Origin of the sequence: Alteromonas gracilis, from assembly GCF_002993325.1 — a bacterium.
GTDB classification, from domain to species: domain Bacteria; phylum Pseudomonadota; class Gammaproteobacteria; order Enterobacterales; family Alteromonadaceae; genus Alteromonas; species Alteromonas gracilis.
This window is the reverse complement of sequence record NZ_PVNO01000028.1, coordinates 95,824-114,997: the sequence shown is the minus strand read 5'-3', so window position 1 is coordinate 114,997 and position 19,174 is coordinate 95,824. Positions and strand designations below refer to the sequence as shown.

Here is a 19,174-nt window from a genome sequence, read left to right as displayed (position 1 = left end):
AGACATTAATCCATGTTTAGTGTTAGTAGTGTCATTCTGGTGTTCAAAGATCACCCCCATCAACTAAAAAAATGGACTTAGAGAACCAATGGCTACACAGACGAATTTGGCGCAGCACCATTACTAAAAACTTAAGGCGTTAATGCTTTGAGGATATTTTCACCTGCCATGCTTGCGCAATAATTGGTTCAAGGTCGTTTAAATCTAAAGGTTTTACCAGATGATGATTAAATCCAACTTCTTTCGAGCGCTGAATGTGCGATGGCTGTCCCCACCCTGTTTGCGCAACGAAGATGGCGTTGGCTAACGCGCTATTTTCACGAAGCAATTTACATAAATCGTAGCCATTCATTCCAGGCATGCCAATATCTAACATGACTAAATCAGGTATGAATGTCTGCACCGCCTCTAGTGCTGATGGTCCGTCCTCCACAACCTGTACAAGACAGCCTTTTGCCTCCAAGATCCAACCCATAGTAATAGCCGCATCTTGGTTGTCATCTGCAATTAAAATCTTAAGCTTTTCAGAGGTAATACCCACAACATTGTTGCTCTTTTCCGGTTTACTTGCCGTTTTCGGCACATCTTCTAGCACAGGTAATGTGACCGAGAGCGACGTGCCTTTCCCCACACCATCACTGTGCACGCGCACACTTCCACTGTGCATTTCGGTAAGCTTTTTAACCAAGGTAAGACCTATGCCTAGGCCGCCCTGAGAGCGTTCAAGAGCACCGTCAATTTGAGTAAACATATCAAAAACTGAGTCTAATTTATCGGTGGGGATACCTTCACCATTATCATTAACAACGATATTTACCCTGTTGTTCGACGAATTAATTTGAACATCAATTTTTCCACCGGATGGCGTGTACTTAGCAGCATTATTGATTATATTTGAAAAAATCTGCGACAACCGGATGAGATCACCGTTAACCCAAATAGGAACGGTGACTTTCTCCACTGATAACGTATGCCGCTTTTCATCAATTAAAGGTTGAATCGTTTCTATCGCCGTGCCCAATATTTCACATAAATTCACGGGCTCGCGATGAATTCTAATTTTGCCTCGGGTAATACGCGACACGTCCATGAGATCATCAACTAACCTTGTCATCTGGGTTACTTGGCGCTCAACCCTCCCGAAAGCCTCACATTTTTGCGCCTGGCTATAATCTTGAGACTGTAAAATCTCTAGCGCATTTCGGATGGGCGCCAATGGATTACGCAGCTCGTGGGCTAGCGTAGCAAGGAATTCATCTTTTCTGCGGTCAGCTTCTTGAAGCGCTTCTATCGCATTGCGTTCGCGTGTCGTGTCGACCCCCACACCTGGAAAGCGCTCGGGTTCCCCAGCACTGTCATAAATTACCTGACCTCTAAAAGAAGCCCACCGAATAGTGCCGTCTTTTTGTAAAATACGGTATTCCTGGTTATAGGGCGTGCCATTGTCGATGCTTTCTTGAATGGCCGCTTTATTCGCGTCTAAATCATCTGGGTGGATGTACTGACTGGGTACTTCAATCGCTACACCGTGCTCTGCCTCATCGCTGGTAAGATTAAATAACTCCCCCAAACGTTCATCTGCTGTGAAGATATTTTGCTTAATGTCCCAATCCCAAATACCGAAGCTATGCGAAGCCTCTAGCGCCAAGCGCCTTCGAGATTCAGCACGCTTTACCATTTCTTCGGCTTGCTTACGCTCTGTTATATCTCTTGTTGAACCTGCGATGGCTTCAACATTTCCGTCTTCACCAATAACAGGAACGAAAATGTAATCGTATATACGTCGACCATTGGTACCGTCAAATGGAACGTCGCTACGAATAGATTGTTTAGTTTCAATGACCTGTCGAATCTCTCGCATGTGCATGTCGGCATGCCAAGGTTCATAGCCTAATTCCAAGCAGTTTTTTCCAATAGCTTCATCCCACGTCATGCCCCACATTTGCAGCAAGGCGTTGTTTGCGTACGTAAAGCGCCCTTCAAGATCGAAGATATAGAGCAAATCTGGTGTGTTAGACAAGGCCGTTTCATACAGCCTTCGCTGTTTATTGAATGATTCGACATTTTTCAATAACGCCGATTCCGCCTCACGTCGAGCACGGTTTTCGTTGTTACGCTCAATAATAATTGCGGCGGTTTTAGAGAGCGCGTTAATCATATCGATATCATCAGGCAAGGGCGTAAAACGCTCATGATGGAATAAACAAAAAGTCCCTAAAACAGTGCGACTTTCAGCAGATAAAATGGGCCGACACCAAAACCATTGCAGCCCTAACTCTTGAGTAGAACGACAAAAATCATGAAATTCAGATTGTTCGGTGACATCGACACAGACCACATCACGAGTTTGACAGCATTTACCCAAGGGCGATAATTCATCAATGGCTAATTTATCAAAATACTGCCGTGTTTTGCTTGGCATTGAAGGCGCGGCAGCACAAACAAGCGACAACTCATCCTCTGAAACTAATGAGATACCACAAACGCCCTGAAAGTCGATGGTCTTTTCCACGGCGCTCACCAATACAGCCAATATATTCTCTAAATTCGCGCCTGATAACGCCAGCCTCATAGCATCTCGCTGAGAGTTGGAAATAATTTGTAGTCTTCGTTTCATCGAAAAATCATGAAACGAAAACCCTACAAAATTCTCCATAACAGGAAACATTGTGAGTTTGAACCAGGAGTGCTCTACACCCAAACGAATTTCTAATGGCGTGCTTTTTTCATATTTAAGAACTTGTTCGAACTGCTGAATAATGTGTGCCGATTTTTCATCGGGAAACAAACTGAATACTGAATCATCGACATTATTTGACTCATGAAGGCCACAGATAGCACGTGCTTTATCGTTCACGTAAATGATGTGCCCTTTAGTATCAGTTAGGATAACAGCATCAGTGATGTTCTCTACGAGAGCTTGGAATGGAGTGTCATTGGTGAAAGAAGATACAGCCTCTGACGTTGGCTCTGGCATAGCGCTCTCAAATTATAAGGAAAAAACTATACTAAAGTATAAAACCCCTCATGGCTAACATTTTGACCACTGTCACTTTACTATTGTGACAAAGGCCGACAGATTTACGAACTCTAATAAAGACAGTGTTTTAAACGCTAATGTATGCGTTGCTATTTACACGCAAAAAACGGGAAAAGTCGGCGAGGGAAAGGTAAGTGCGTGAAGGGATGGTTGAACTAAATGAGAAACCGTATTGTTTATGAACTTTAATGATGAAATTTTCGTAATATTAACACCCTAATTTCAAAGAAATACACGCAATAATATTTCTCTGCAGAGGCTAAGACATGGATAACGCTGGCTCTACGCAAACTAAACGGAACAAGAAGTACTCTGGCTCTTTTCCCAAAATAGCCCAACAAACAAGGTTGCTCAATACCCTTGTTATTTTTGCTATCATCTACACACTTTATCTTGCCAAGTCCTTACTTATTCCTCTTTGTTTCTCTGCATTTGTAGCATTATTACTCAGTCCTCTCGTGGCTTTTGCTAAGAAATTCTTTGTGCCCCCAACCATTTCAGCAGCTATTCTCATTGCAATACTCGTCGCCCCTTTTACCTTTTTAGCTCTGGAGCTAGCCGAGCCTGCCGAACGTTGGATGCAATCTCTCCCCAAGATAGCAACGGAAATAACTGAAGAAATTGAAGAAATTAGTAACCATATAGATGGCTATACCACTGAGCCCCCAGTCGAGACTGAACCTGAAGATAAAAAAGGGTCATTCTTTAGCTGGTTTAGCGAGGATGAACAACCACCCGAGCCCCCACCAAAAGCTGATAATGCAAACTCGGTAACCGATAAAATTAAGCAAAATGGCATAGATATGGGCCTAACGCTTTTTAGCAATGCACCATTGATGGTCGCACAAATTCTCGCGTGCTTTGTGCTCATATTTTTCTTATTAGTGTTCGGGCCCAGTCTATTTCACGTTTTTATTAGAGACTTTCCTATTGTCACCGATAAAAGGCGCGCGTTAGTTCTAGTTGGTCAAATTCAACACGAGCTTTCCTCTTATATTGTTACCATCAGTATTATTAACACCTGCTTGGGTTTAGCTACAGCAGCAGTATTTTTCTACATTGGTATCGAAGATGCGTTGCTGTGGGGAGCATTAGTCGCGCTCATGAACTTTGTACCTTATTTAGGCGGCATCGCTAGCTGCCTTGTGTTGTTAGTAGTAGGCCTTGTCCAATTTGGTCTTACGAGTAGTGCTTTCTTGCCGTCCGGCATTTTTCTGGCGTTGAATATTGTTGAGTCGCAATTAATCACACCCGCCGTTTTGGGTAGAAGTATGCAGTTGAATCCACTGATTATTATAATTTGGATAGCCATAACAGGCTGGCTATGGGGCGTGATCGGTGTCTTGCTTGCTGTACCTATTCTAATGTGTGTAAAAATTATTTTGGAAAATCTAGGTGTTTTTAACCATTGGATAAGGCTTATTGAATCAAAATAGTCGCTTAATTTCTACTCGTTCAAGGTTTTGAAACATTCTCACGCCTTTGACGCTAAATTCTTGGGCGCACTGTATGCAGCTCAAATTCTACTGTGCCGTTTTTAAGCTTTTCGAGCTGCGCTATATATTCTGATGACGCAAGAACTGCCTCAATATCATTCGCGCTATTCCACTCTAAAATCACAATCTGCTGTGGCGCTACAGCATAGGGATTATGATCACTTAGTGATATATCTTGAGTTGTAGATACTACTTTACCGCCTAACGCTTGCGCTTTTTCCGAAAAGCTGTCGATAAAATTATAATAGTCGTTGGGTGCTTTAGGGTTCACCCAAGCCAATGAAACTGAATATATCTTGTTAGTTGAAAATGAAAGTGTAGTTGGCTTTAAAACCTCATAATCGAACAACTTCAGTGCTTCCCAAGCTTCCCTTCTTAGCGACTTCACATCGTTAAATAGTGGTAACGCTTGAAACGACTTTTGGGCTTTTAGCGAAGACCACTGGCTCACAACAAAAACATTAGGACTGAACCGTCCCATCAGCGTTTTTTCGACAACAAGTACACCATTTTGCGTATACCCGTGCTCTCGGGCAGTTTTAGCCCCTAATTCAAAATATTTGTCACGCAGCGGACGCTTTTCAGCTTCAGTTACCGGTGCAATAAGCTGCATCACAGCACCTGGATTAAAATGCACCGACAACATTTCATCTTTCGCATTTGCGAGAGCGGGCAATGTAAAAAGGGAAGTAACTAAAACGCCCAACATAAAAAACCTTAACACTCTGAATAAAATGGATTTATGCAACATACAGACTCTCTCGTTAATAATTGACTTTGTAGCTTTACCGTTACATTAGCAATTGATGCTACTCAAAACACGGTTTGTTTTTTGCTCACAATGGTGCATTATCGTTCCATGAAAGATTGGAACGACTACGCATTAATTCTTGCACTACATAGGTCAAGTACCCTAAGAGCCACTGCTGTTGCGATGGGTACTACCCATACTACAGTGGCAAGACGCCTGGCTTTACTGGAAAAACAATATAGCGCCAGTATTTTCGAGCGTATTCCAGGCGGGTACCGCGCTACCCCTTTTGGCGAGCAGCTTGTCGCCACCGCTATGCAGGTTGAAAGTGTTATTCGCGAGTCAGAACGACTTTACTGCGCAAGTAATGAAAAGCTCGCAGGCTCAATAACGCTCTCACTGGGAGAGCCGATGTCGCAGTTTTTATTAGCTAGAGAACTCGGCGAGTTCACTCGACTTTACCCGTCTATTAATTTAAAAGTAAAAAGCTCAACACAATTCGCCGACTTGGACAAAGGCGAAGCGGATGTCGTAATACGCGGAGCACCTAAGTTACCCGAACACTTAATTGGAAGGCGACTGTACCAGTTGGGCTTGTGCTTTTATGCACACAAAGATTACTGCAGAAACACACCTCGTAAAGACTGGCGTTGGATTGCGCCGTTAGAGAATGAAGTTTGGCCACAATGGCTAGCGCAGTCGCCCTATCCAGAAGTGTCTATTGGAATAGCGATAGACGACATTATTTCTCGTTACCACGCTATTTTGAACGGCGTTGGCATGGGAAGAACGGCCTGTTTCATGGGCGATCCACACCCCGACTTGGTGCGATTACCGGGAAGTACTCCCGTATTGCAATACGATATTTGGTTGCTCACTCACCCTGACTTGTATGAGCAACCCAAAGTGAAGTTACTGATGCAGTTTTTAACCGAGGCTTTAATGGCTAAAAAAGCGCTCGTTGAGGGTAGTAGTTAAAGGAAGTTTCAATGTGACGTTTATTGTGGCAAGAAATTTGAAACAGCTATGGTCAACATTCAGTGAAACAACAAAATTTTGACACTATGCGCCTACCTACTAAGCAACTTATTAATAAAATCGAGAACTTATCTCACGGTCTTACGCCAGATCAATTAGCAAGCTTCCTAGATATCATTGACGCAATGACAGCGCTTGTTGAAGAAGCCGGTGAATTTAAAGAAGAGAAAAAAGTAAAATCACCACCCGCTCCTACTATATCTAGCGCGGTTCACTAATGATTTTCTGTGAGCGTTAAAACAACCTTTAGTTGATTAACAGTGCCCATTGCAATACCTTAGCGCGCGTCTTAGTTAGAAAAAGAGAAACGCGTGCTATATCTTGTCGCAGTTACAGTCTTATGGGCATTTTCATTTTCACTCATTGGTGAGTTTTTAGCAGGTGCAGTTGATAGCTACTTCGCAGTATTAACTCGCGTCGCGCTTGCCTTTGCCGTTTTTCTTCCTTTTCTAAAGCCGTCACTTTTAAGTACTAAGCAAAAAGCGATACTGGCAATGTTAGGGGCCGTGCAACTAGGGCTGATGTATATCTTTTTCTATCATTCCTTTTTGCATTTATCTGTTCCAGAAGTGTTGCTTTTTACTATATTCACACCCCTTTATGTCGCTATTTTAAACGACGCCATGTTTAAGCGTTTCAACCCGTTTTATTTGCTATGTGCCCTTATTGCCACTGCAGGTGCTGCTATTATTCGGTTTAACGGCATTAGCGACAACTTTTGGTTAGGTTTTGCCATCGTACAGGGTGCTAACCTATGTTTCGCTTTGGGCCAGGTGGGTTATAAAAAGTTGACCTCAACGTTTCAAGCATCGGTTTCTAACCACAATGTGTTTGCCTGGTTTTACTTAGGTGCACTAGCTGTCGCACTGCCCGCTTTCTTTTTCTTCGGTAATAATGACAAATTGCCACAAAACGGCGAACAATGGGGTGTATTGTTGTGGTTAGGTGTGGTGGCATCAGGGCTTGGCTATTATTTTTGGAATCAAGGCGCCCTGAAAGTGTCTGGGGGCACGTTAGCTATCATGAATAACGCCCTTATTCCGGCAGGGCTTGTGGTTAATTTGCTGCTTTGGCAAAAAGATACTGATTTTTCCCGTCTGTTTCTTGGCGGTGCTATCATCGCCTTTGCTCTTTGGATGTCTCACCAGTACAGCAAGAAGCAGCAGTCATAAATCACGGCACAGCGCAGATTATAGAGGACTATATTCGCTAACCATAGTGTAGTCTTTTCTTGGTCCTTTGACCTGCCACGTAACGCACCATAATGGCCACGTTTCAAAGCGATAGTGCACTACATAATGGTCGTCACCACAAAGGTGATGTGCGTTAGGATTACTTATGCTGAAGCTATGAAAATACCGCTTATCATCAAACAAAACATCAAAGGCTCCACGCTGGGACTGTTGCCAAAAGTAGCGGCGCTCGGCAGACATAATGTTTCCATTTGGCGAGGTTACTTCACCTTGCTCGTGATAATTCAGCGTGGGTTTCTCCCATTCTGAATCCCAACGCAAAGCAGCCTTTCCAATAAAGGAGAAAGTATCGCCGTTTTGCTGGATAATCTTTCGGTGCAAACGCCATTCTCCAGCGAAATATTTAAGGTCAAAAGGGCCGCCTGAAGAGGTTGATTCAATAGGCACTTCAGTTTCGGGCGATTCGTGAAAGTCGGGCATCACACATACCTTGTTTAAATAAAGCGTGAAGCGCCTAGCGATAGCTAATCGCTAACGCGAAGCACTTCACCTCAAACTACCAAAAATAGGTCAAGGTCGCAGAATACTGTTCTCCACGACCTGGCGTACCGGGAATTTCTTCAAAGCGCTCATTCCATAAATTATCCACGGCCAATACTAGGTTTAACCCTTCAATCTGAGCCGGTGAATAGGTAAGGGTGGCATGCGAAAAGAACGCAGAGTCACTGCCGTTTCTAAGCGCATTGGTTTCCTGTTTTCTCCATTCGTTGTCAATGCGAACTTCAACCGTGTCAGTTGCAAACCACACCAACCCGAGGGTTGCGCGATGTGGCGGATAGTTGAGCGCGTAAAAACTCGCATCCACACCATCAATTCCATAGTCTTCCGACTTATCTAAATAAGTATAACTGGCAACCACATCAGCATTATCAAAGCGCTTAATCGCAATAAACTCAACACCTAGCGTCTCTATATCAACGGGGTTGGCGCTACGTGCTGATGTTGAATCAAAACTATAAGTCCAATCGGTAAGTTCATTATCCCAGCGATAAAAAAGCGCAGTATCGAATTTCCACGATTGATCATCAAACGAGGCGCCAATTTCTAAGTTTTTACTCACTTCTCGCTTAAGCTGATTATTGCTTCTGAACAAGCCGCTTGTGGTGCTTCCGCCAATTGCCGTATAACCCGCCACTTGCGTCGCTTCCGCATATGAAACATAGAAGGTTCGAGATGCATGACGATCAAGTTGGGTTAGCCAACTAATATCGCCCACAACAGACAGTCGGTCGTCGTCGCGGTTGGTATCGTCAAACGCCCCACCTAAACGAATGGTGAGCGATTCATTGCTGTTCAGCTTAGCTCGATACTCGGGCACCACACTCACTTTATAGTAATCTCGAGAGGTGAAATTGTTTTCTAACGTGGTTGATTTAATGTCGTCTGCAGTAAATTGAGCTGAGTAGTTGATACCAAAATCTTGCGATAGATTGTGAGTACCAGAAAGAGCGAGCGACTTCACTTCGGTTTCGTGAAACGCCTGAAACGCTTCCGGGTTTTCTCGAGAAAATACATAATGGTCGTCGTTTTCTCTGTAGTAGGCAGAAACCTCGACGGTATTTTCCATGCCCTTTTCACCATATCCCTGTCTATGATTTAGCATGACCAAACGGGTTTCAATGTCTTCCGTTTCATTTACGTTGAATGGCGTATACAAATTGGGCCAACCAAAGAACTTTTGTTGGAAGCCATAAAATAAGTCGGTTTGCGAGCGCTCGCTTGCTAACTGAACACGACCAGACATACGCTCAAACTGGTGATCGCCATTGGCGATGGTGCCATCACTTTCTGAGCGTGAATATTCCCCTTCAATCCCCACAGACCAAGCAGGATAGCTTTCAAGGAGCATAGTTGAAGCGCCATGAACACGCTGCAAATTAAAATAATTATTACCTGCACCTATTGATACGCTGCCACCTTTTTGAATAGGTTTCCAACCGAAGGAGACCGTACCAACAGAACTATTAACGCCGTAAAGCGCGTTATCAACACCAGTGAAAATACTCGGCTTCGTCAACATTTCTGGTGCAATAGGAATTTCAGCGAAATAGTGCCCCGTTTGTGGGTCGATAAGCGTCGCGCTTCCCACTCGAAAGCCCGTATTTTCAAATATACCGCCACGAATGGTGACGTCAGCTTGGGCCTCTGCCATATTCCTTGACTGCAAATCGACCCGCGGATCGTACTCCAAATTTGAAATTGGCGAGTTAAACGTACCTACTGGCTTATCGTTAGCAGTCGCCGCCCCTTCAATCGTAATTTTTTCAACGTTTGCTTCCGCGGTTACTGTCGAAATAACGTCTGCGTTTTCCGCTGCTAAAACTGATAAAGGAAGCGCAGATAAAAATAAAGAAAGTGTTTTATGAAACATTAAGTGTCCTAGCTCCTATTCGGTAAAGCTGAACCTTTTCCAAACACCTGATATGTACAGATGTCTCACAGGTGCTATCACCGAAACTGACTTTTCTTAAGTCGATTTATATAGCGTATTGTAATTTATTGTTAAGTGTTGGCTTATCGCCTAAATAAGGACGCGAAGTGTATAGCATATGTGAGCCTAGGAAAATGTTACTTCACTGAGTTTAGACCAGTCTCCAACGGTAAATTACCTTGCCAAGAGAAATGAGATAACATAACATTTAAACCCTCTACAAAACCTGTTGAAAACTCGTCAAACTTTCTTATGCTTAACATTAAAACACCGTTTATATTTTCCTTAATTGCAATATCGGTAAGTGCCGCTGCGCAAAGTAATAAAAGTTCCCTTCAAGATGCTCACGATGATCTAGAGCACATTGAAGTCAAAAGACACTTTCAGCCCTATCGCGGGAACGTACCGCTTATCGACACGCCCCAAGCAATCGACCGCATTACTGCTGATACGTTAGCGAATGAGGGGATCACGCGCTTCATCGATGCTCTGGACTTTGCGCCAACTATTGTTAGACAAAACAACTCAGGCGGTATGTTCGATAGCTTTGCTATTCGTGGCTTTTCTGGCGATGAAAACAATCCGACGGGGTATTTAATAAACGGCTTTAATGTGCGTGGCTACAGCGGTAATAGAAGTACCGTTAACGTTCAAACTATTGAAGTAATGAAGGGTCCAGGCTCGGCCTTATATGGTCAGGGAGAGCCTGGCGGTACCATTAATGTGATTACCAAAAAACCTCAGTTTGAAGAGCAAGGCTACATTCAAGGCACGGTAGATAATTTTGATAAAAAGCAGGTAGAGTTCGATTACACCAACGGCATTAATTCAGACATGGCGTATCGTGTTAACGGTTCATACGAGGACTCCGATACTTATCGCGATAACGTATTTTTCAAGAATTTGAACCTTAACCCTTCATTTATCTGGAATATTTCTGATCACACTAGCTTAAGCTATCAGATGGAAATCTTAGACCAAGAGAAACCACTTGATCGCGGTGTGTTCATATTGAATAACGACTTTGACGCAGCAAACGCGGAAGACTTTTACGGTGATATCAGAGACGGTGCCCATGAAGTTAAAGCCTTTGGACATCAGCTAGTGTTAAATCACGAGTTGAATCACAACTGGCATTTACTCAGTGGCTTCGCCTATAGAGACTCCTCGTTTGAAGGGCAGTCTTCAGATACCGAGCTATCGGAAGGCCGTCAGCTTTTGTATACCGACCCATCTATACTTTCAAGGCAACGTAGAACCCGCGACTATCAAGCGCAAGACTTATCGCTACGCTTTGAATTAAGTGGCGTAGTAGACGTGGCAGGCTTCGTAAACAACGTCTTATTTGGTTTGGACTATTACAATTACCATATTGATACAGACTATGGTCGTTGGCGCACTGCGTGGGGTGCAGGTGATACCACGTATAGCATCGACCCTGAAAATCCAGACTACACCATTTTCAGACCTGATGTTACGCCCACTACACTCACGGCTGAAAAGCAAAAAGGGTTAGGTTTTTACGCACAAGATGTTATTGAACTTACCGACGCCACCAAACTTTTAGTTGGCTTTCGTGTGGACAAGTTCGAGCAAGACATTTTCAATAAGTTAAGCAATGAAGGGCAAAAACAAGACCAAACGGAAGTGACGCCACGTTTCGGTTTTGTGTATGAAATCAATGACGCTGTGAGTCTATACACGAGCTATGCAGAAGGTTTCAGACCTAATCCCGGACTTGATTCAGACCGCAACGCTTTTGACCCAGAAGAAACCACCTCTTTTGAGGTAGGTGCTAAGTGGGAAAACATTGCTGATATGTTTTCTGGTAGCGTCGCTATTTTTGATGCTGAAAAGACCAACATGCTTACCGCTGAACCTAACACTGGCTTTTCAGCTACGCTCGGTGAAGTTGAAAGCCAAGGGGTAGAATTTCAGTTAACGACTGACCTTACTTCAGACATTCGCCTTGATATGGCGTACGCGTACGTAGATGCTAAAACCGCGAACGAAGTGAATAACTTGGATTGGGGCGTGCCTATTCCTAAAGGGTCGCGATTAATCAATATTGCCAAGCATTCGGGGTATATCTCGCTTAACCATTTCACCAGCATATTTGAAAAAGAAGCGTTCTTTGGTGTGACCATGCGTTACGTGGGGGATCGCTTAGGGCAAACCACCGATCCAACATTCATTTTGCCGTCTTACACGCTTGTGAACTTAGCAGGGTCTGTGAATATTAGCGATAAGCTTTATTTGAGATTTGACGTGAACAATCTGTTCGACAGAGACTACTTTGAAAACTCATACCACCAGCTTTGGACGATGCCAGGGTCTCCGACTAACTATACTGTAAGCGTCAAGTATCAGTTTTAGTATTTAGTTTCGAAAACCTCTGTTTCGGTAAGTTTTTCCAAGTGCGCTAGAAGCGCGTTTAATACCAAAAATAAAAGCCGGAAGCGTTTTCATCGCTTCCGGCTTTTTAATTTTATAACTCCAGCAAGTGTAAGGGTTGTTTGCCTTGTTATAAACTCTCTAAATCAAACGCGCGTTGCTTCGAGAGCTTTTCGTTCAAGGGTTTCACTTCTTCACCAAACAAGGTTTCTAGCTGCACTTTATATTGCTGCCACTTTTCCTCTAAGTCTTCTAACCGTTTTAGTGCACCAGCTTGTGCAGGCGCGCCGGTTCTGTCGAAGTTATCCATCAAGAAACGCACTTGTCTGTCTAGCATATTCGGCCAGTTGATGTCGTCTTCAAAGGTTTGATGTTTAGGCTGAATAACCAAAGCTTCCCAGTCGTCGATGGCACTAACAATGCGCTCGATTGAAGCCGACACATCGCTTGCCAGCATGACGTTATCTTCAGAAACATCACTTAACTGCGCGCGCACATCACGGGCTTTTTGCAGGTGAGCAAACAAATCATTCAGTAAGGTTTCTGTAGCCTGAATGCTCTTTTCAACCACTTGTAGCTGCGCTTTATCTGCTTCTTCCCTTGGGTCTGGAAGCACTTTAAACGCGCGGGTTTGCGCCTGTTCACCTACTGTAATTTTCGCTTTGTAGTCTCCAGGCATAACACGGGCGCCATTCCAGCCGCCAAACAGTTTTACATTCTCGATGCAGTTCAACGGCTCACGTCGAAGGTCCCATACAAATTCGTTATAACCCGCCTTTGTTGCCGGATGTTTAAATTTGATAGGGCTGCGAACATCCTCATTACCTTTAGCGCACTTCTCAAATGCACTCGGAGCTGAGGATAATGTACGAACCAACTCATTGTCTTCATTAAATATATCAATGCGAAGCGTTTGCTCTTCTTCTAATTCATCCTTCAAATAGTACCGGAAGGTCGCGCCCCGTGGTGGATTCTTCGCTTGAGGCTGGTCGGTCATGCCGCCGCCAGATAGCAAGCGAATGCCATCAATAGGTTCAAACTGGAACAGCGCTTCATTATCTAGCGACTCATGTACTTCACGTAGCGGGCTAATGTCATCCAAAATCCAAAAGCCTCGGCCTTGGGTTGCAACAACTAAGTCATCGCCTTTCACCTGCATATCGGTAATCGCCACAGGCGGAAGGTTTAAGTCCAGCTCTTGCCAGTGTTTACCGTCGTCGAAGCTGATAAACATACCGCTCTCTGTACCCGCGAACAACATACCTTCGCGCTCTGTATCTTCGCGTACTACGCGGACAAAGGCGTCCTCTGGTAGCCCTTCATCAATACGCTTCCAGCGCTTGCCAAAGTTGTCGGTTTTGTAGATGTAAGGTGTGTAGTCATTTAACTTATAGCCTGCTACCGCAACGTAAGCTCTGCCTTCTGCATGAGGGCTAAGTTCAATGGCATTTACCTGCGCTTCTTTTTTGTGAGGGGTAATATCTTTCCAGTTTTTACCCTCATCGCGGGTAATATGTAGCTTGCCGTCATCGGCCCCCACCCAGAGTTCACCTTTGTTAACCGCTGATTCTGCTATATAGAAAACCGTATTGTAGTATTCAGCTCCAGCTTGCTCGTTGGTGATCGGCCCGCCGTTTAGCCCCTGCTTTTCAGGCTCGTTACGGGTTAAGTCTGGGCTGATTTCTTGCCAATTCACACCCCGGTCGGTGGTTTTTAAGATCATCTGCGTGCCATAGTACACGGTGTCAGGATCATGCTTTGACACTATCACTGGAGCATTCCAGTTGGTACGGTACTTTTGATCCCGTGCGTTTCTGCCAAACACGTACTCAGGGTATGGCATGATGGGGCGCGTAAGCCCAGTGTCGCGGTTATACTCTGTTAGCGTGCCATTGATGGTAGTGGCGTAAATAAGGGTTGGATCGTCTGGGTTAAACGCAATATGCGCACTCTCGCCGCCGCCAACAGAAAACTGATCTTCTATTCCCATACCGTCGCCCCACGTCTCAGAGGGTGTAGCCATGGTCGAGTTATCTTGCTGCCCGCCATAAACATAGTAAGGGGTTAAATTGTCGGTAATAACGCGGTAAAACTGCGCCGTCGGCTGGTTGTAAATGCTTGACCACGATTCACCACCATCGAAGGTAACGGTTGCGCCACCGTCGTTAGCGTTGATCATATTTAAGCTGTTTTCCGGGTTTATCCACATATCGTGGGTATCGCCGTGGGGCAGTGATTTAATTTCGAAGGTTTTGCCGCCATCAATGGATTTATGCAGCTGCACATTCATCACATAAAGGGTATTTTCGTCGTTAGGGTCTACCTTGATGTGGTTGTAGTACCACGCGCGGGCTTTAAGAATATTATCGCCGTTCATTAACGACCACGACTTACCTGCGTCATCACTGCGATATAGGCCACCCTCATCAGCCTCGATAATGGCGTAAAGACGCTTTGGGTTAGACGGGGCGATATCAACACCCACCTTTCCAATAAGCTTGGGTAACCCTTTTTCTAGCTTGTCCCAGCTTTCGCCTCCATCAGTTGACTTATAAAGGCCGCCACCCTCACCGCCTGACTTAATAAACCAGGGCGTTCTGCCGTGATGCCACATGCTGGCATAAAGAATTCTTGGGTTAGTGGGGTCGATAGCTAAGTCGGCAGCGCCAGTATCGGCATTCACTTTCAACACATGCTGCCATGTTTCACCGCCATCCGTCGTTTTAAAAATGCCCCGCTCTTCATTCGGCCCCCAAATATTACCTTGTACCGCTGCCCAAGCTATATCAGGGTTAGTGGGATGTATGCGAATTTTAGGAATTTGACCACGTTTGTCTAAACCCATCAGTTTCCAGGTTTCACCGCCGTCTGTAGATTTATAAACACCTTTACCGTGACTGGTCGTTACACCTCGAATAGGGCCTTCACCCGTACCTACGTAAATAACGTTAGGGTCTGAAGGCGCAACGGCGATAGAACCTATGCTGCCTACCTTAAATGTTTTATCGGATATGGCTTCCCAGGATAAACCCGCGTTTTCGGTTTTCCAAACACCGCCACCTGCAGTACCCATAAAGTAAAGGTTGGTATTACCTTCAACCCCAGTAACCGCCACCGAGCGCCCACCGCGATAAGGCCCAATAAAGCGATACTCCATTTTATCGAAAAGCTCAGGGTTAACCGTGTCTTCAAGTGCGAATGCAGAATACGAGAAACTAGAAAGTGCGCTCATGCAAAGAGCTAGCGCAGCCACTATTTTCCCAGAAACCAGTCTCTGTGAAACCATAGAAAGTGCCTTGTCGTGTTTTTATTTTTAATAAGAAGAGCTTCTTATACTGCTTTGTTAGAAGCGTTATGGCAAAAGTTTTTGTAGGACGTGTTCGTCAATCGTTTAAAGCGCTGACGATATCGACGAAATATTCAATGCAGTTTTCTTTATGATGGCGCAGTTAGAAAATAATCACCGTTGATGGAACGGGGCAACAGGCTGTCTCAAAACGAGAGCGCCGATTACCCCTGAACATAACGTTCTCAACAAGCCTATGAAATTTAACACTTCAGTAATTACGCATTAGCGATTAAATACCGCACAAGAAATTTCTACAATCACAACTTGAAGATAAGCGACTGTCTTTAATGACACACAAACTGCTGAAAAAGTGGACAACAAAGATCAACACGCCCTAGAGTGTGTGACTCGCGAAGATCCAAATACCAACCGAAACAAGCATAATGCCACCAAATGTCTCTGCTCGTTTACCTATCAATGTTCCCATAACACTGCCCAACATAATGCCAATAGTTACCATCGAAAAAGTGGCTATTCCAATTAACGTCGCAGCAATAGCAATATTTACCTCAATTAGCGCAAGACTTGCACCTACTGCCATTGCGTCGATGCTTGTGCCTAACGCCGTAATACACAACAAAATAAAGGATTGTTTTTGAGACGTTGACTCTTCTTCGGCAGGTTTCAGGCTCTCGAGTACCATATGAATACCTAAACCAGAAAGAATGATTAGCGCAATCCAATGATCCCATGCTTCAACGTATGAAGACGCTGCGCGACCAATGAACCAGCCTATAAACGGGGTTGTTGCCTCTATGAGTCCGAACAAAAGGCCAATTTTAATGGCAAAACTTAAATGAGGGCGGTTGATTTTGACACCTTTGCCAATCGCGGCGGCAAACGCATCTGTTGACATAGCAAAGGCTAGCAAGATAAGAGCGAAGATACTCATAGTTTTAGAACTCCGGCCAGGCTAATTGAGTCCACGACAAATCCACACGCCTGACCTTTAAGCGTGGACTTATCGATGGTCTCGCCAACCAAGAGGTGTTTGTACCATGGTAATGTGACCAATTATGTTGATACAAACTTTTCCATTTGAAACGGAAACAGGCTACTCCCCAACCGAGGTCGCCACGGTATTACAGTCGCTAAAAACTAATCAAGTTGATTGCGACAAACTGCCCAACTTGAGATATAAATGACGGCATGCTCACCCTCTCTCGATTACACATATTCCACCAGTGGTCATAAACTCAATTTTATTAAGTGTTGGCAACCCAGTATTTTTTAAGCGTTAAGTTTTGTTCCTCTCTCCTACTCATGGATTCCCCGAATAAGCCGCTATCTTAGCGGTTTAACAATTTCATTGTTTATTCCTTACCTGAGCCCGTACAATACAAGCACTTCGTTGTTGCAGCATGAGTATTCAAGGCTCTAGCTGTGTAATTCAACAATTTATCGCTAAAAGAGACCTTTTATGAGAATTCTACTTTCTGTTGCCTTCGCCACCCTTCTTGCAGGCTGCGCGACGCTATCTCAACTGGCGGTTTATACCGTTTCTAACGCCGAATTAGAGCAAGTACTTGATAGCCAAGTGAGTAAGCTACAAAAGAAGACCTCACTTGCTGGTATTCCGCTTTATTTAGACGTGGAAGATATGACAGCAACCATAGGCCCTGATGGCAGAGACGTGGTGCAGCTAGGCGCTATCGCCACGGCCCGTGTTAGCGCATTTGGGTTGAACTATCCCGCCAAGGTGAGTCTTTCATTAGAAGGCACGCCTTACTATGATAGCGAAGAAAAAGCGATATTTGTGCGCTCATTATCACTCCTTGATAGCGCCATTGATGCAGGCGGCTTTAAGGGTAACTTGACACCGGTAAGCGGCGAATTTATGCAGCTAATCAATGGCTATTTAGCATCGAACCCGGTTTATCGCTTAGACCCTACAAACAAAGCGGTAAGCATGCTTTCAACCGTGCCTTTACAGCTAACCGTTGAACAAGGCCAACTTGCACTTCGACCGAAGCAATAAACACGATGGCTGTTATTTTCAAACCGGTTAAAAGCTTATTGTGTCGTTTAGTTGTGGAATAGTAACATTCCATCCTTTTTCTCTTATGGCGCTTTGCAACACATGTTTAGCGCCGTCCTCACCGTGAACTAAGTAAACCTTAGGTGGCTTTGTAAAATGCGATAGCCAGCCGATAAGCTGCTCTTGACTTGCGTGTGCTGAGAACCCGCCTAGCGTATGAATTTGGGCGCGAACTATAATGTCCTCGCCAGCCATTTTGATATGCGTAGCCCCGTCGATAATTTTTCGTCCCGGCGTCCCCATTGCTTGAAAGCCCACGAATACCACGTGAGATTGTTTGCGCCATAAATTCTGCTTTAGGTGATGTCGAATTCTTCCTCCGTTACACATGCCACTACCAGCAATAATAATGGCACCACTAACGACTTTGTTAAGCGAGATAGACTCTTCGGTTGATGTGGTGTAACTCAGAATGGGCAGTAAGGAGTGTAAGCTTTGGCTGTGGCTGTGAGCGCGCTCAGCACTGTCTTCAATAGCGTCTAAATCCTCTTCGTTATAAACACCTTGGTAACGGTGATAAATTTCGGTGACCGCGATTGCCATCGGGCTATCTAGAAATACTTTTTGATGACGCAATTTACCCTGTTGGTAAAGCTCACCTAAGCGAAAAATGATTTCTTGGGTTCGTCCTACCGCAAATGACGGGATGAGAATGTTTCCGCCGTTCTCGCTGGCCTGTAAAATTACGCTTTCAAACTCATCCAGCGTTTCCTTCATTGAACGGTGGTTGCGATCGCCATAGGTCGACTCTAAAAGCACGATATCAGCATCGGTAACTATGTCTGGGTCGCGGAGTAACGCAGCCTGTGAATTACCAAGATCGCCAGAAAAAACCAGCTTTTTAGTCTGACCATTTTCAGTAATGAATATTTCCACTATTGCTGATCCAAGAATGTGTCCAGCATCAGCGAAGTTAATTTCCACGTCTTGCGTGATTTTACGTTTGGTGTGGTAGCGTGTTGGTATGCATAGTTTCATCACACCGTCCACTTCCTCTTGCCGATACAAAGGCTCAATGAGCGGTTTGCCCGAACGTTGCCGCCGCTTGTTTTCCCACTCAGCATCCCGTTCCTGCAAAGAAGCAGCATCTTTTAGCAACACTTCAATTAGGTCAGCTGTTGGTCGTGTCATATAAATAGGCCCGCCATAGCCCTCTCTCAACAATATAGGTAATCGTCCAGAATGGTCTAAGTGGGCGTGTGACAGAATAACCGCATCAAGTTGACTGACATCCACTGGCAAGGGTTTATGATTCTTCGCCTCTTCATCACGTCTGCCTTGGTATAAGCCGCAATCTAACAACAAGGTACTATGTTCAGTTTTCAGTAAATGCATAGACCCGGTTACACCTTCCACTGCGCCTAAAAAAGTAAGTGATGCCATA

General features: G+C 44.5%; 13 protein-coding genes and 1 riboswitch. Of the genes, 6 read left to right on the top strand and 7 right to left on the bottom strand.

What is annotated here, in order from left to right; all coding sequences use genetic code 11:
- Positions 1 to 139 precede the first annotated feature (139 nt).
- A complete protein-coding gene (locus C6Y39_RS15410; protein ID WP_105932129.1) occupies positions 140 to 2,977 on the bottom strand; it encodes a PAS domain S-box protein in 2,838 nt (945 codons plus the stop codon).
- A gap of 329 nt (positions 2,978 to 3,306) precedes the next feature.
- Between C6Y39_RS15410 and C6Y39_RS15405 the strand changes: the two genes are divergently transcribed.
- Complete coding sequence (locus C6Y39_RS15405) at positions 3,307 to 4,476, top strand: AI-2E family transporter (protein ID WP_105932128.1); 1,170 nt, start codon at positions 3,307 to 3,309, stop codon at positions 4,474 to 4,476.
- A gap of 52 nt (positions 4,477 to 4,528) precedes the next feature.
- Here the strand turns inward: C6Y39_RS15405 and C6Y39_RS15400 are convergent, their stop codons facing one another.
- Entirely contained in the window at positions 4,529 to 5,245 is a 717-nt protein-coding gene (locus C6Y39_RS15400; protein WP_146128612.1) for a hypothetical protein, read from the bottom strand.
- A 150-nt stretch (positions 5,246 to 5,395) separates the two neighbouring features.
- Here C6Y39_RS15400 and C6Y39_RS15395 point away from each other — a divergent pair, with 150 nt between their 5' ends.
- The 3 genes from C6Y39_RS15395 to C6Y39_RS15385 all read left to right on the top strand — a co-directional run bounded on the left by C6Y39_RS15395 (position 5,396) and on the right by C6Y39_RS15385 (position 7,497).
- Positions 5,396 to 6,265: a LysR family transcriptional regulator gene (locus C6Y39_RS15395; protein ID WP_167390673.1), complete on the top strand. Its 870-nt coding sequence runs from the start codon at positions 5,396 to 5,398 to the stop codon at positions 6,263 to 6,265.
- Between the two features lie 62 nt (positions 6,266 to 6,327).
- Positions 6,328 to 6,543: a hypothetical protein gene (locus C6Y39_RS15390; protein WP_240618916.1), complete on the top strand. Its 216-nt coding sequence runs from the start codon at positions 6,328 to 6,330 to the stop codon at positions 6,541 to 6,543.
- A gap of 93 nt (positions 6,544 to 6,636) precedes the next feature.
- Positions 6,637 to 7,497 (top strand): DMT family transporter, encoded by an 861-nt coding sequence (locus C6Y39_RS15385; RefSeq protein ID WP_105932124.1) that lies wholly within the window; start codon positions 6,637 to 6,639, stop codon positions 7,495 to 7,497.
- A gap of 18 nt (positions 7,498 to 7,515) precedes the next feature.
- Here the strand turns inward: C6Y39_RS15385 and C6Y39_RS15380 are convergent, their stop codons facing one another.
- Positions 7,516 to 7,998, bottom strand: a complete 483-nt coding sequence (locus C6Y39_RS15380) for a DUF6314 family protein (RefSeq protein ID WP_240618915.1) — start codon at positions 7,996 to 7,998, stop codon at positions 7,516 to 7,518.
- 76 nt (positions 7,999 to 8,074) lie between these two features.
- Positions 8,075 to 9,949, bottom strand: a complete 1,875-nt coding sequence (locus tag C6Y39_RS15375) for a TonB-dependent receptor plug domain-containing protein (RefSeq protein ID WP_105932123.1) — start codon at positions 9,947 to 9,949, stop codon at positions 8,075 to 8,077.
- Positions 9,950 to 10,261: 312 nt separating this feature from the next.
- On the opposite strand from C6Y39_RS15375, the gene C6Y39_RS15370 reads away from it, so the two are divergent.
- Positions 10,262 to 12,385: a TonB-dependent siderophore receptor gene (locus C6Y39_RS15370; RefSeq protein ID WP_105932122.1), complete on the top strand. Its 2,124-nt coding sequence runs from the start codon at positions 10,262 to 10,264 to the stop codon at positions 12,383 to 12,385.
- A gap of 148 nt (positions 12,386 to 12,533) precedes the next feature.
- On the opposite strand, the gene C6Y39_RS15365 is transcribed toward C6Y39_RS15370, so the two are convergent.
- Together C6Y39_RS15365 and C6Y39_RS15360 are read right to left on the bottom strand one after the other, a co-directional pair.
- Positions 12,534 to 15,689, bottom strand: a complete 3,156-nt coding sequence (locus C6Y39_RS15365) for a WD40/YVTN/BNR-like repeat-containing protein (RefSeq protein ID WP_105932121.1) — start codon at positions 15,687 to 15,689, stop codon at positions 12,534 to 12,536.
- A gap of 397 nt (positions 15,690 to 16,086) precedes the next feature.
- Positions 16,087 to 16,644, bottom strand: a complete 558-nt coding sequence (locus C6Y39_RS15360; RefSeq protein ID WP_105932120.1) for a manganese efflux pump MntP — start codon at positions 16,642 to 16,644, stop codon at positions 16,087 to 16,089.
- Between the two features lie 9 nt (positions 16,645 to 16,653).
- Positions 16,654 to 16,824, bottom strand: a riboswitch (yybP-ykoY riboswitch).
- Between the two features lie 348 nt (positions 16,825 to 17,172).
- Here C6Y39_RS15360 and C6Y39_RS15355 point away from each other — a divergent pair.
- Positions 17,173 to 17,730 carry a YceB family lipoprotein gene (locus C6Y39_RS15355; RefSeq protein WP_105932119.1) on the top strand — a complete coding sequence of 186 codons (558 nt, stop codon included), beginning with the start codon at positions 17,173 to 17,175 and terminating at the stop codon, positions 17,728 to 17,730.
- A gap of 27 nt (positions 17,731 to 17,757) precedes the next feature.
- On the opposite strand, the gene C6Y39_RS15350 is transcribed toward C6Y39_RS15355, so the two are convergent.
- Complete coding sequence (locus C6Y39_RS15350; protein ID WP_105932118.1) at positions 17,758 to 19,173, bottom strand: MBL fold metallo-hydrolase RNA specificity domain-containing protein; 1,416 nt, start codon at positions 19,171 to 19,173, stop codon at positions 17,758 to 17,760.
- Position 19,174 lies beyond the last annotated feature (1 nt).